Source organism: Burkholderia sp. KL41 (genome assembly GCF_057005415.2).
The window spans coordinates 1,490,419-1,503,324 of the sequence record NZ_CM174447.1 but is presented as its reverse complement, the minus strand read 5'-3'; the positions used below and the strand labels follow the sequence as shown (position 1 = coordinate 1,503,324).

The following is a 12,906-nucleotide window of genomic DNA, read 5'->3' as shown; positions in this document are numbered from 1 at the left end:
GGCTGCCTTGGCTCTAATGTGCTGGCGACCGGATCTGCGAGGAAACGTCGACGCAGGCGATATACGGTGGTGCAGTGAACGCCTAATAGCTGTGCTGCTCGTTCAGCCTGCTGTCGGGAAAGCACGCCGTTGCCAAGCGGTCGAAGCACGGACGCAATCTTCGCTGCTCGAGCGGCCCGCTCTTCGATCGAAGCCATATGGATCCCTATCAATCCACGCGACACGTGCGCTAGCAGTATTAAAGAACACGTGCAACGTGCTAGCAACGTTAGTGAACATAGGCCAAGTTTCTGTTGCAGAAACGCAACGGCCAAGCAGCCGCCAGAAAACTTCAAAAAGCCCCTGTTCGCCAAGGCTTCTTTGAGAATTTCCGCTAGCAACGTTTCTGAACACGGCTAGCGCTAATAACGAACGCCTACACAGGCCGGCAACGCTGCCAGTGTGAAAGGCCTGGTCTATCTGTCCGCGCTGGTACCGGACGACGGCGAGTCCGTCGCCGACCTGCTGCAACGCCTCCACGCGCCGATGACCGGCCTCGCATCTGACGCCCATGGGCTAATCTGGCTCGACGATGCGCGAGCGTTTCAGCACGTCATGGCAGCGGACATTCCGCTCGAACAGGCTCGCGTCCTGGCATCGGTTCAACAGCCTGTCGCAGCGGCCTGCTTCACTGGGAAAATCCAGCACGCGGCCTGGCACGACAAGCCTGTCTGGTATCTGCGAACCACCAACGACAATGCGCTGAAGCCCGCCGTGCAGCAAGCCATTGCGCAGCACATCGGGGCAACGGTCACGTCGATTCGCTCCAGCCACATGTCGATGCTATCTCACCCGGACGAGGTCGCGAGGCTGATCGATCTGGCCGCCCGGAAGGCATCGCAATGAATTCCAGCGCGTTTCGACGCGCTTCACTCCTCCCCTGTCAGCGAGGCTTCAATGAATATCCTTCATCTCGATTCGAGCATGCTCGGCAACAGTTCCATCACGCGAGAGCTGTCCGCAGCCGTGGTAGCTGGTCTGCGGGCGCAGCATCCGTCGGCGCATGTGACGTACCGCGATCTCGTCCACGACGAAATCCGGCATCTCACCGGCCCGATCGCAGCAGGATTTCGGCAGATCGGCGTCGGTGCTCTCGACGACGCCACCGCGCGCGAACATGAGCTCTCCGAAGCACTCGTCAAGGAGTTTCTAGCGAGCGACGTCATTGTCATCGGTGCGCCGATGTACAACTTTTCGGTGCCGAGTCAGTTGAAAGCATGGCTCGATCGTGTAGCCCAGGCCGGGCGCACGTTCCGGTATACCGAAAACGGCCCGGTCGGCCTGGCAGGCGGCAAGCAGGTGATCGTAGCCTCTGCGCGCGGCGGATTTTACGCGGACGCACCGCTCTCACACATGGACTTCCAGGAAAGCTACCTGAAGGCGTTCTTCGGTTTCCTGGGCATCACCGACGTCCGCTTCGTGCGGGCCGAAGGAGCGTCGAAGGGTCAAGCCGTCCGGGACGAGAGCATCGCGCTTGCCAGGGCGACCCTGACCGACGTACTCGTCGACATACGCACGTCCGGTGCGCAAACCATCCAGTAACAGGAGTCGCTTATGCTGTTCGCCATCAAGCTCGACTACGTCCGTCCCTTCGAAGAAATCCAGGCGCATCTCGATGCTCACAAGGCGTGGCTCATCAAATACGCGCAAGCGGGAAATATCCTTGCCGCGGGCCCGCTGCATGGAGAAAGCGGCGGTTTCGTGCTCGCGTATGCGGGCCAACCACGGGATATAGAGACAATGATTGCCGAAGACCCGTTCCATATCCACGGATTGGCAAAGTTCGATGTTGTCTGCTGCGAACCTGCGATATGTGTGGCGGGTTTTCCTACGCACTGGGCAGCAGGTGCCAGGACGATCTGAACAGTTTCATTGACGACGCGTGCTGACGCTGCATCCCGATCAGCGCTCTAGGATATTATCCCAACGCTCATCAACACATCGCCACAGCGCCACGATAACCGCCAGGAGCGCGACATCGACCGTGCGCTCGCGGCACATTTTGCGTTTCCTTGTGGAGTTGGGTGCCCGGTTCGCGTTCGTCGGGCGTCAGTATTGGCTAGAGGGACGCGGCGACGAGTTTTTCATCGATCTGCTCTTCTGCTATCTCAGGCTTCGGTGCCATGTCGTCGTCGAACTTAAATCGATGCTGTTCAAGCCCGAATACGGGGCAACTGCACTTCTACCTTTCCGCGCCCGACGCGCAAGTCAAGGCACCGGAAGGCCAGCCAACTATCGGCCTGCTTCAGTGCAAGCAGAAAACTCGGCTGGCGGCGGACTATGCGCTGCGCGGCCCGACGAAACCGATCCGAGTTACGCCCCGATCTTGTGTCCGGGACTACAGGGGTCAACTCCAATTACCGCGCAATCATCGAGATCGTGTGCCGTCATCCTGTTCGGCATCGCGGTCATCACGGGTGCGACGCGCGCCCGAAATCGCGACCGGTCGTAGCGCGACGCGGCGCGCGTGCCGGCGCTCGCCAGATAGTAGGCAACGCGCGCGTTCTTTGCATGGGCGGCGACAGGTGCGCTACGCTCAACTCGGCCCTGTCTCGCGGGTCGAAATTTAAGCGCTTAAACACACTGGAACCGACCCCGCGTCCGACGGGGTCCATGACATGGAGGATGACGATGAACAGACGATCGATGCTGCGCTGGAGCATGTCGAGCGCGGCGCTTGCCTGCCTCGACCTGGCCGGTCCGCTGGCCGCCTTCGCACGACCCGCGCCGCACAGTGCGGCGGCGGCCGAGTTCGCGATGGGCGCCGACATCTCGACGTTGCCGGAACTCGAAGCGCATGGCGCCGCCTTCTTCGACCGCGGCGGCGCGCCACGCGACTGCCTGAAGATTCTCCGCGCGCACGGCGTCGATTCGATCCGGATCAAGGTCTGGAACGATCCCGGCAACCCGGATTTCTTCCCAGCGAACCAGAGCGATGCGGCGGGCTACAACAATGCCGCGCACGTCGTCGTGCTCGCGCAGCGCGCGGCCGCGCTCGGGATGCGCATCCTGATCGACTTCCACTACAGCGACTGGTGGGCCGACCCCGGCAAGCAATATCCTCCGCATGCATGGGCCGGCAAGAGCCTGGCCGAAACCTGCGCGCTGCTGTCGGCGTACACGACCGACGTGCTGCGCCGGCTGCAGCGCGCCGGCGTGAGCCCCGAGTGGGTGCAGATCGGCAACGAGATCACGGGCGGCATGCTGTGGCCGCTCGGCCGCTACGACCAGTGGGACAATCTCGCGCAGTTGCTGAAAACCGGCCACGACGCGGTGAAGGCCGTCGATCCGCGCATCAAGGTGATGCTGCACGTCGACAGCGGTGGCGACAACGGCAAGAGCCGCTGGTGGTTCGACAGCGCGACGCAGCGCGGCGTCGCATTCGATGTGATCGGCCTGTCGTATTACCCGCAATGGCAAGGCTCGCTCGACGATCTGCGCAACAACGCGAACGACCTAGCGGTGCGCTACGACAAGGAGCTGATCGTCGTCGAAACCGCGTATCCGTGGACCACCAGCGATGGCGATTCCGAGCCGAACGCGATGACCAACACCGGATCGACGACCTTTCCGCCGTCGCCGGCCGGCCAGGCCCAATTCCTCGCAGCGGTCGTCGATATCGTGAAGGGCGTGCCGGGCAATCGCGGCAAGGGCGTGTTCTGGTGGGAACCGGAATGGATCCCGACGCGCGGTGTCGGCTGGAAGCTCGGCGCGGGCGACCAGTGGGACAACAACACGCTGTTCGATTTCCACGGTCACGCGTTGCCGTCGCTCGACGCGTTCCGGCAGCGCTGACGCGTCGCGGCGTCGCGACTTCACCGCACCGGCGCATGCCGCGTCAGTGCGGTGAACCGAAGCCGCGGCGCGCACCGCGCGTGCCGTTCCCGCCGCCTGCGTCGCCCCGCCCGCCGTACGCATCCACGGCGAGCAGCACGCACGCCAGGAGCGCGAGCCCGCAGCATCCGGCGAACGTCGCGCGATAGCCGAACAGGTCGACGCACGCGCCCGACAACACACCCGATGCGATCGAACCGACCCGCGCGGTACTGAAGAACATCGCGGTCGCGGTGCCCGGGCGCGTCGGCATCAGGTCGCATACGTGCGTCATTCCGAGGCACGACGTGATCGCGACCACGCATGCGCTCAGCAGTTGCAGCGGCAGGATCAGGTTCACGCGCGTCACCGCCGCAAGGCCGATGAAATACGCCGCATGCACGAGCGCGCATGCGGTCAGCCAGCGCGCCTTGTCGAGGTGTGTCGAGCGGATGCCGAGCCACAGCATCATCGGAATCTCGAGCAGCGCGGCCAGCCCGAGCGCGGCCGATACGTTCGCCGGCGTGCCGCCGAGCGCACGCACGATAAAGAGCGGCAGCACGATCATCGTCGCGTTCGCCACGAGGCCGATCAGCGTCAGCGCGACGAGGGTGCGCAACACGCTGGCGCGCGACGCGACGACGATCGCCGCACGCGCATCGTCAAGCGGCGGCGCAACGCGGGTCACGGCCGGCAGGTGAACGGTCGCGGGCCGGCGCGCCGGCTCCGGGATCCGCGCGACGATCGCCGCGCATGCGACGAAGCCCGCGGAAGCCGAAAGAAAGAGCCCGGTAAAGCCGGTCTGCGCGAGAATCAGCGCACCGAGCGCGGGACCGAACACCCATGCGATCGACAGCATCGTGCGTAGCGCGGCCGACGCGAGTTCGCGCTGCGCATCGTCGGCGACGGGCAGCACCGCGCGCGCGAACGAGAAGATCTGCGACAGCGACACGGCGCCCGCGCCGAGCAGGATCGTGCCGGCGGCGATCACCGGCCCATGCGCGCGCAGCACGCACAGGAGCGCGAAGCCGAGCGCGGCAGCCGCGAGCGACAACACGAGCAGCGGCCGGTGCCGCTCGCGTCGATCCGACCAGCGCCCGGCCCACGTGCTCGCGACGACGCCGCTCGCCGCGATCGACGTCATGAAGACGCCGGCGAGAAACGGCGACATCCCCGCCGCTTCCACACCGAACAGCGACAGGTACGGCGCGGTAAACGACATCGCGATGCCGAGCATCAGTGCCGCCGCTGACAGCGGCACGAAGTACGCGATCCCGGCCAGGCGCGCGAAATGCAGCCGCAGCGGCCGCAACGATTGCACCGCGTCAGTCCGGCTCGACCCAGGCGGCAACGTCCACCGCGCCGAGTTCCCGGCCGCCGAGCACAAAGCGCGCACCGTCCGGCGCGGGCAGCAGGCAGGGTGCGTCGCCGTAGTTGAACGCGAACGTGACGCGCCCGCGTCGACGCAACCGCACACCGTCCGGGAGCGCCCGTACCTGCAACCCGGCATCTCGCGCGCAGCGGGAGACGATCGCGCGCAACAGCGCGCGGTCGAAACAGGCGGTCGCCATCGTCACGTGAGCGCGCCGCACGAGTGCCGGCACGCCGTCGTCGCACGCGGCGAGCACGTCGACGCCCGGTGCCGCTTCCCTGTCGATGTGATCGCGCCATTTCAGCGCATGGCCGTCGACGCCATCGAACGAGACACGCGGCGCGAGCGATGGCCGCAGCGACTCGACCTGGCCGATCCTCACCGGCAGCACGTCGCGCAGCTTGCCCGGTGCGAGACCCGGCGCGATCGCGAATGCCGCGGTGCGTGAACCCGTGCGCGGCCCGAACAGCCAGTGGGCGAATCCGCCCGCAACCTGCTCGACGATGCGATCCGTGACGACCGGCAGCGTCGGCGCGACGACGAGCGCATAACGCGACAGGTCGGCGCCGGCCGCGACGATGTCGACGTCGAGGCCCAGCTCGCGCAGCGCGCGATACCAGTCGAACGCGTGCTGCTGATAGTCGAAGTCGGCGCCGTGCGGCTGGATCCGGATCATCCAGTCGGCCTCGTAGTCGAACAGCAGCGCGACGCGGGCCGTCTCACGCGGACCGCCGACGAACGCGGGATCCAGCGCGGCCAGTTCGCACGCCACACGCGCCACTTCACGACCGCCCGGCGACAGCCGGTCGTCCGGTGCGTTGAGCCCCGAATGCAGTTGCTCCTGCGCATGCGGATACTGCCGCCAGCGGAAATACGACACGAGCTCCGCGCCATGCGCGAACGCTTCCCACGTCCACAGCCGCACCGCGCCTGCGTGCGGCACCGGGTTGTACGGCCCCCAGTTCACCGGCCCGGCCTGTTGCTCCATCACCCACATCCGCCCGTTGCCGATGCCGCGATACAGGTCGTGCGAGAACGCCGAAACGTCCGGGTGGCCGGTACGAGCCCAGCGCCGCTTGTCCGCTTCGTCGAGCGGCAGTACTTCGGTACGCGGGACCGGATAGCTGTCCCACGCAGCGACGTCGAGCCCGCCGCGCGCAAACGCATGGTGATCGAACTCGGTAAAAAAGCCCATGAAGTTGTGCAGCACATCGCGGCCCGGCGCGTGCGGACGGATCGCATCGACCTGCACGGCGTGGAACCGCGCGACCTCGTCCGACTGATAGCGGCGGAAGTCGAGCAGATGGGCGGGATTCGCATCGGTCGGCGTATGGCGCGGCAATTCGATCTCGTCGAAACCGCGATACTCCATGCTCCAGAACACGTTGCCCCATGCACGATTCAGCGCATCGATGTCGCCATAGCGCACGGCGAGCCACGCGCGAAACCCTTCGAGCGCCGCACGCGTATAGCTCGGCAGCGTGTTGTGACAGCCGAGCTCGTTGTCGGTCTGCCATGCGATGACTGCCGGATGCGTGCCGTAGCGTCGCGCCATCGCGTCCACGATGCGCACGCAGTGCTCGCGATACACGGGGCTCGCGATGTCGTAATGGCGGCGCGAGCCGAACTGCCACACCGCGCCGTCGGCGGCCACCGGCAGCATCTCCGGATGACGATCGACGAGCCATTTCGGCGGCGCGGCGGTCGGTGTGCCGAGCACGATCTTCAACTGCTGACGCGCGAGCGTGTCGATCGCTTCGTCGAGCCATGCCCAGTCGTAGCGGCCGGGCGCCGGCTCCATCCGGCTCCACGCGAATTCGGCGATCCGCACGCGCGTCAGGCCCAGTTCGGCCATGCGCAGCGCATCGCGCTCCCATTGTTCGCGCGGCCAGTGTTCGGGGTAATAGCAAACGCCGAGGTGCATCGTGGATTCCTTGCTGAAGAAAGAGGACGGGACGGATCAGCCCTTCGTCGCGCCGAAAGTGAGCCCCGCGACGAAATGCTTCTGCATCGCGAAGAACATCGCGACCGACGGCAGCGCGGCGAGTACCGAGCCGGCCGACACGATGTTCCAGGCGGTCGTCCACTGCCCCTTGAGCGCGGCGACGCCGACGGTGATCGGCGCCGCGTCGTCGCCTTGCGTGAGGCACAGTGCCCAGAAGTAGTCGTTCCACACGAACGTGAACACGAGGATCGCGAGCGCGGCGAGCGCCGGCCGCACGAGCGGCAGCACGACGCGCCAGTAGATCGCCCACTCGGACGCGCCTTCGACGCGCGCGGCCTCGATCAGCTCGAACGGCAGCTCGCGGATGAAGTTGCGCAGGAACAGCGTGCAGAAGCCGGTCTGGAACGCGGTATGGAACAGCACGAGCGCCCACACGGTGTTGTAGAGACCGACGCCGAGCATGATCTGCCGCACCGGGATCATCAGAATCTGGATCGGCACGAAGTTGCCGGCGACGAACAGCCCGAGCAGCACGAGGTTGCCGCGGAACCGGAAGTTCGCGAGCGCGTGCCCGGCGAGCGACGCGAGCAGGATCGATGCGGCGACGGACGGCACCGTGATCAGAACGCTGTTCGCGAAGTAATGCAGCATCGGCGTCTGCGCGAGCGCGGCGCCGTAGTTGTCCAGCAGCGCAAACTGTTTCGGCCAGTCCCAGTAATGACCGGCGATGATCTCGTCGGTCGAGCGGATCGACGTGACGAGCACCGCGAGCAGCGGCACGAGCCACAGCGCGAGCGCGCACGGCAGCGACAGCCGGTACAACCAACGGGCGGGACGTCCCCAGCGGGACACGGGCATCGGATACATTTTCGCGATCCTTATGATTCGACGCGCACCAGCTTGCGCAGCTGCCACACGATGTAGACGAGCATGATCGCGAACAGCACGACCGCGATCGCGGCGGAATAGCCTTCGCGGTAGTACTTGATCGACTGGTCGACCATGAAGTAAGCGAGCACGGTCGAGCTGTCGAACGGGCCGCCGCCCGTCATCACGGAGATCAGGTCGAAGCTGCGCAGCGCGCCGATCACGGTCAGCACGACCGCCATGAAGGTCGCGGGCCGCAACTGCGGCAGGATCACGTGCCACAGCAGCGTGAAGCCGCGCGCGCCTTCCATCCGCGCCGCCTCGACGATCTCGCCGTTGATGCCGGTGAGCCCGGTCAGGTAGAGGATCATGCAGAACGGAATCTGCGGCCACAGCGCGGCGGCGATCACGCCGTAGGTCGCATAACGCGGATCGCCGAGCACCGGGATGCCGTGCCCGACAATCAGCTTCAGCAGCCCGAACGTCGGATCGTAGAACCACGAGAACACCAGGCCGACGACGACGCCCGGCAACACGAACGGCGCGAAGAACAGCGACTTCAAGAGCCGGATCCCGAACACGTTCTGGTTCAGGTATAGCGCGAGTGCGAGGCCGAGCGGCGGTGCGGCGAGGAACAGCACGAGCCACAGCACGTTGTTCTTCAGCGCGACGTAGAACGTATCGGACTGCAGCAGCTCGCGATAGTTGTCGAGCCCGGCGAACATCATCGGCGTCATCCCGTCCCAGTGATGGAAGCTCAGCCAGATGCTGCTGACGATCGGGTACAGCACGAACACGGTGAAGAGCGCGAAACCCGGCAGCACGAACCACAGGGCCGCGCGGTTGCGCCGCCGCGCGAGCGACGCGCGCGCAGGCCGCTGAGGGCCGGCATCGCGGCGCGCGGCGCTTTCGGACAGGCTGGTTGACATGAGATGGCCTTCGATGAAACGAACGTGACGGTGACGAGGTGACGATGAAGCACCGGGCCGACATCCTCGCCGGCCCGGCCGCGCGGCGCATTACTTGCGGTAAATGCGCTTGCGGGTCTGCTCGAGGCGCTGCAGGATCGCATCGAGCTGCGCCGGATCGGACAGGAACTGCTGCATCGCCTTCATCCCCTCGTCGGCCATTTCCTTCGTCATGTCGCGGTCGTAGAACTGCGCGATCCCGCCCGGCGTCGTCGCGAGCGTATGGAAGCCGATCTTCGAGATCGGGTCCTGCGGCTCGGGCGCCTTGTTGTTCGACGGCAGTTGCCCCATCCCCTTCGCGAACTCGCCGCTGACCGCCGGCTGCCCCATGAACGCGAGGAAGCGTCGCGCATCGGTCTTGTTGTGCGCCTTCGCGGGGACGATCAGCACGTTGACCGGGCCGTCCTCGGCAAGCGGCACCGACGCGTCGATCACCGGGAACCGGAAGAAGCTGATCGGGTTGCGCGTCGCGCTCAGCAATCCGGCCGAATACCACGTGCCCATCAGCGTCATCGCGGCCTGGCCGTTGACGATCAGCGGGCTCAGCGAATCGACGTCGTAGGACAATGCGTTGTCGATGAAATACTTGTCGTCGATCAGCTTCTTCCATGCTGCGTACACGGCCCGCACGCGCGGATCGGTATAGGCGACGTCGCCGGCCATCAGCTTCTGGTGGAACGCATAGCCGTTGATCCGCAGGTCGAGGTAGTCGAACCACGCGGCGAGCGTCCATGCATCGCGCGCGGCCACCGCGATCGGCGCGATGCCGGCCGCCTTCAGCTTGCGGCACGCGTCGAGAAACTGCGGCCAGTCGGCCGGCTCGCCGTGAATGCCGGCCTTCTCGAACAGGTCCTTGCGATAGAACAGCCCGTACGCGTCATAGCCGAGCGGCAAACTGTAGAGCTTGCCGCCGTAGGTCGACGACTGCTTGACGGACGCATACGTATCGCTCCAGCCGTTCTTCTGCCAGTCCGCGCTCAGGTCCTCGATCAGCCCGCGCTTCGCGAAATACGCGAGCCTTTCGCCGTTGTTCCAGCTCAGCACGTCGGGCGGATCGGTCGCGAGCCAGCCGGACATCTGCACCTTGTATGCCTCCTCGCCGACGTAGCTGACCTTCAGGTCGATGTCCGGATTGGCCTTGTGGAACTGGTCGAACGTCGCCTGCCACGTCGCGCGCTGGTTGCCGCGCGCGGCGACGTTAACTTTCAACGTGCCCGCGTCGGCCGTCCCCGCGGCGCAGACCGCCGCAGTCGTCAGGGCAAGCAGCAGTCGGCTCGCACGAAGTCTCATCGTTGTCTCCTGGTATTGGTGTGTTGAATGCCGCGTCGCGCGCGGCGGGGCGGCCCTACGCCACTACGCGAACGCCGCTTCGGCGTGAATGGCCGGCAACGCGATGCCGGCTTCGTCGAACAGGTGGCACCGCGACGGCGGCACGTGGAATGCGTGGCGCTCGCCGCGCCGCAACGTGGCCTGACCCGGCAGTTTCGCGAGCAGCGGGACGCCGTCGGGCTGGTCGAGATGCACGTACGCGGCTTCGCCGAGTTGCTCGACGAGCGCGATGTCGCGGACGATCGACGGCAAGCCGGCATCGCCGGACGCCGCGATCGTGAGGTGCTCGGGACGGATCCCGAGCAGCACGCGCGCGCCGCAGCCGACGTGGCGCGGCAGCGGGCGCTCGCGCAGCGTCAGCGTTTCGCCCGTACGGTCCAGCGTCAGCCGGCAGCCGTGCGCATCGCACGCGTCGACGATGGCCGGCAGAAAGTTCATCCGCGGCGAGCCGATGAAGCCGGCGACGAAGCGGTTGGCCGGCCGGTGATACAGCTCGAGCGGCGCACCGGCCTGCGCGATGCTGCCGAAGCGCGCGACGTCGTCGCCAGCATGCAGCAGCACGATCCGGTCGGCCAGCGTCATCGCCTCGATCTGGTCATGCGTGACGTAGACCGAACTCGATTGCGTGAAGCGCGCGTGCAGCCGCGCGATTTCGACACGCGTCTGGCCGCGCAGCGTCGCGTCGAGATTCGACAACGGCTCGTCGAACAGGAACACGCGCGGCTCACGCACGATCGCGCGGCCGATCGCCACGCGCTGCCGCTGCCCGCCGGACAAAGCCTTCGGCTTGCGATCGAGCAGTGCTTCAAGCTGCAGCACGCGCGCGGCCTCGGTCACGCGGCGGCGGATCTCGTCCTTCGGCGTGCCGGCGATCCGAAGCCCGAAACCGATGTTGTCGAACACGGTCATGTGCGGAAACAGCGCGTAGCTCTGGAACACCATCGCGACGCCGCGCTCCGCGGGCGGTGTGTCGTTAATTCGTGCGCCGCCGATCCGCAGCTCGCCCTCGGTCACGTCCTCGAGACCGGCGATCATCCGCAACAGCGTGGATTTTCCGCAGCCCGACGGACCGAGAAACACGCAGAATTCGTGCGACGCGATCTCAAGGTTCACGTCACGCAGCACCGGCGCATGGTCGCCGTAGCGCTTCGAGACGTCCTTCAATGAAATGGCGGTCATCGCGCTCTCCTCCAGCCCGTCATACGCATCGGATCGGAAAATTTAATCGCTTAAATTTCAGTGGCGCAAATTGCCCGGTTCGCCGTACCATGTCGTCTCCTTCCTCTGATGTGTCGAGAAATTAGCGTATCGGCTGTCCCTGTGCAACTTGTGGGACAGACTCCCAGAATATGAGCAGACACTCTCCCGCTTCACTTCCGCTGCACCATGCCGACAGGCCGACCGGAGGCCGCGCTTGGTGACGCTCGCGCAAGTCGCACAGCGCGCGAACGTCACGGCGGCGACCGTCTCGAACGTGCTGCGCAATCCGCAGAAGGTGAAGCCAGCGACCGTCGAACGCGTGATGGCGGCGATCCGCGAACTCGGCTATCGGCCGAACCTGACTGCGCGCGCGCTCGCAGAGGGCCGCACGTCGACGCTCGCGCTAATGCTGTCGAACATCACGAACCCGTTCTACCCGGAGTTCGTGCTGGCCGCCGAACGCGAGGCGCGCAAGCGCGGCCATTACCTGCTCGTGTCCAATACCGACGACGATCCGGCGATCACGCGCAACTACCTCGAGCGGATCGCGGGGACGCTCGCGGCCGGCGCGATCGTGATGAACACCGATCTCGCCGAAGCGGAGCTCGCCGACATCGCGCGTCACGGCGCATCGATCGTGCTGTGCATGTGGGAACGCGTGCATGCGTCGCGCACGTTGCCGTGCGTGACCGTCGATTTCGCGGCGGCGGGCGCGCTGGCGGCCGCGCATCTGTCCGGGCTGCGGCATCGTGCGTTCGGCGCGCTCGTCGGCAAGGGGTCGGGCGGTCCGCAGTCGGTGAGGCTGCGCGGTTTCGCCGACGAACTCGCGGCGCGCGGCCATCCGGCCGACGCGCTGACGGCCGTGTCGGCGCACGATTCGATCGAAGGCGGCTACGAAGCGGCCGCCGCGCTGCTGCGCGAGAAGCCCGGCCTCACCGCGCTGTTCGCGACCAACGACCTAATGGCGATCGGCGCGATGCAGGCGGCCGCCGATCTCGGCCTGCGCGTGCCGGCCGAGCTGTCGGTGGTCGGCATGACCGATATCCAGCTCGCGCACCAGTTCCGCCCGGCGCTCACGACCGTGCGGTTCCCTACGTCGCAGATCGCCGCGCGGGCGATCGCGCTGACGCTCGACATGATCGACGGGATCGAGCCGGGTGCGGCCGTGCATACGATCGGAGCACCCGAACTCGTCGTGCGCGAATCGACCGGGACGGCGCCGGACTGACGGCTCGACACGCACCGTGTGCGCGTGCGGTGTCTGCGCCGGGAACGAACGGCGTGGCGTCGGTCGCACAGGTTCCGTTGTCGCGAATCCGAAAACCAGCCATCACCGAACCTGACCTGCGGCGGAATTTTGTAGCCAGTCAGAC

At 66.1% G+C, this 12,906-nt stretch carries 11 protein-coding genes and 1 pseudogene; 6 read left to right on the top strand and 6 right to left on the bottom strand.

The window, feature by feature from the left end:
- Positions 1–441 precede the first annotated feature (441 nt).
- The 5 genes and pseudogenes from PQB87_RS24235 (at position 442) to PQB87_RS24215 (ending at position 3,834) form a co-directional block, all read left to right on the top strand.
- Entirely contained in the window at positions 442–885 is a 444-nt protein-coding gene (locus PQB87_RS24235; RefSeq protein ID WP_011548494.1) for an alpha/beta hydrolase, read from the top strand.
- Between the two features lie 51 nt (positions 886–936).
- A complete protein-coding gene (locus PQB87_RS24230) occupies positions 937–1,581 on the top strand; it encodes an FMN-dependent NADH-azoreductase (RefSeq protein ID WP_011548495.1) in 645 nt (214 codons plus the stop codon).
- A 12-nt stretch (positions 1,582–1,593) separates the two neighbouring features.
- Positions 1,594–1,902: a YciI family protein gene (locus PQB87_RS24225; protein ID WP_011548496.1), complete on the top strand. Its 309-nt coding sequence runs from the start codon at positions 1,594–1,596 to the stop codon at positions 1,900–1,902.
- A 19-nt stretch (positions 1,903–1,921) separates the two neighbouring features.
- Positions 1,922–2,609 (top strand): annotated as a pseudogene (locus tag PQB87_RS24220) (PDDEXK nuclease domain-containing protein).
- Positions 2,610–2,670: 61 nt separating this feature from the next.
- Positions 2,671–3,834 (top strand): glycoside hydrolase family 53 protein, encoded by a 1,164-nt coding sequence (locus PQB87_RS24215; RefSeq protein ID WP_011548497.1) that lies wholly within the window; start codon positions 2,671–2,673, stop codon positions 3,832–3,834.
- Between the two features lie 43 nt (positions 3,835–3,877).
- Here the strand turns inward: PQB87_RS24215 and PQB87_RS24210 are convergent, their stop codons facing one another.
- The 6 genes from PQB87_RS24210 to PQB87_RS24185 all read right to left on the bottom strand — a co-directional run bounded on the left by PQB87_RS24210 (position 3,878) and on the right by PQB87_RS24185 (position 11,512).
- Positions 3,878–5,173 carry a sugar efflux transporter gene (locus PQB87_RS24210; RefSeq protein WP_011548498.1) on the bottom strand — a complete coding sequence of 432 codons (1,296 nt, stop codon included), beginning with the start codon at positions 5,171–5,173 and terminating at the stop codon, positions 3,878–3,880.
- Between the two features lie 4 nt (positions 5,174–5,177).
- Positions 5,178–7,148 carry a beta-galactosidase gene (locus tag PQB87_RS24205; RefSeq protein ID WP_011548499.1) on the bottom strand — a complete coding sequence of 657 codons (1,971 nt, stop codon included), beginning with the start codon at positions 7,146–7,148 and terminating at the stop codon, positions 5,178–5,180.
- A 36-nt stretch (positions 7,149–7,184) separates the two neighbouring features.
- Positions 7,185–8,036: a carbohydrate ABC transporter permease gene (locus PQB87_RS24200; RefSeq protein WP_011548500.1), complete on the bottom strand. Its 852-nt coding sequence runs from the start codon at positions 8,034–8,036 to the stop codon at positions 7,185–7,187.
- A gap of 11 nt (positions 8,037–8,047) precedes the next feature.
- Entirely contained in the window at positions 8,048–8,965 is a 918-nt protein-coding gene (locus PQB87_RS24195; protein ID WP_011548501.1) for a carbohydrate ABC transporter permease, read from the bottom strand.
- A gap of 90 nt (positions 8,966–9,055) precedes the next feature.
- Positions 9,056–10,294: an ABC transporter substrate-binding protein gene (locus PQB87_RS24190; RefSeq protein ID WP_011548502.1), complete on the bottom strand. Its 1,239-nt coding sequence runs from the start codon at positions 10,292–10,294 to the stop codon at positions 9,056–9,058.
- A gap of 63 nt (positions 10,295–10,357) precedes the next feature.
- A complete protein-coding gene (locus tag PQB87_RS24185; RefSeq protein WP_011548503.1) occupies positions 10,358–11,512 on the bottom strand; it encodes an ABC transporter ATP-binding protein in 1,155 nt (384 codons plus the stop codon).
- A 235-nt stretch (positions 11,513–11,747) separates the two neighbouring features.
- Between PQB87_RS24185 and PQB87_RS24180 the strand changes: the two genes are divergently transcribed.
- Positions 11,748–12,761, top strand: a complete 1,014-nt coding sequence (locus PQB87_RS24180) for a LacI family DNA-binding transcriptional regulator (protein ID WP_011548504.1) — start codon at positions 11,748–11,750, stop codon at positions 12,759–12,761.
- Positions 12,762–12,906 lie beyond the last annotated feature (145 nt).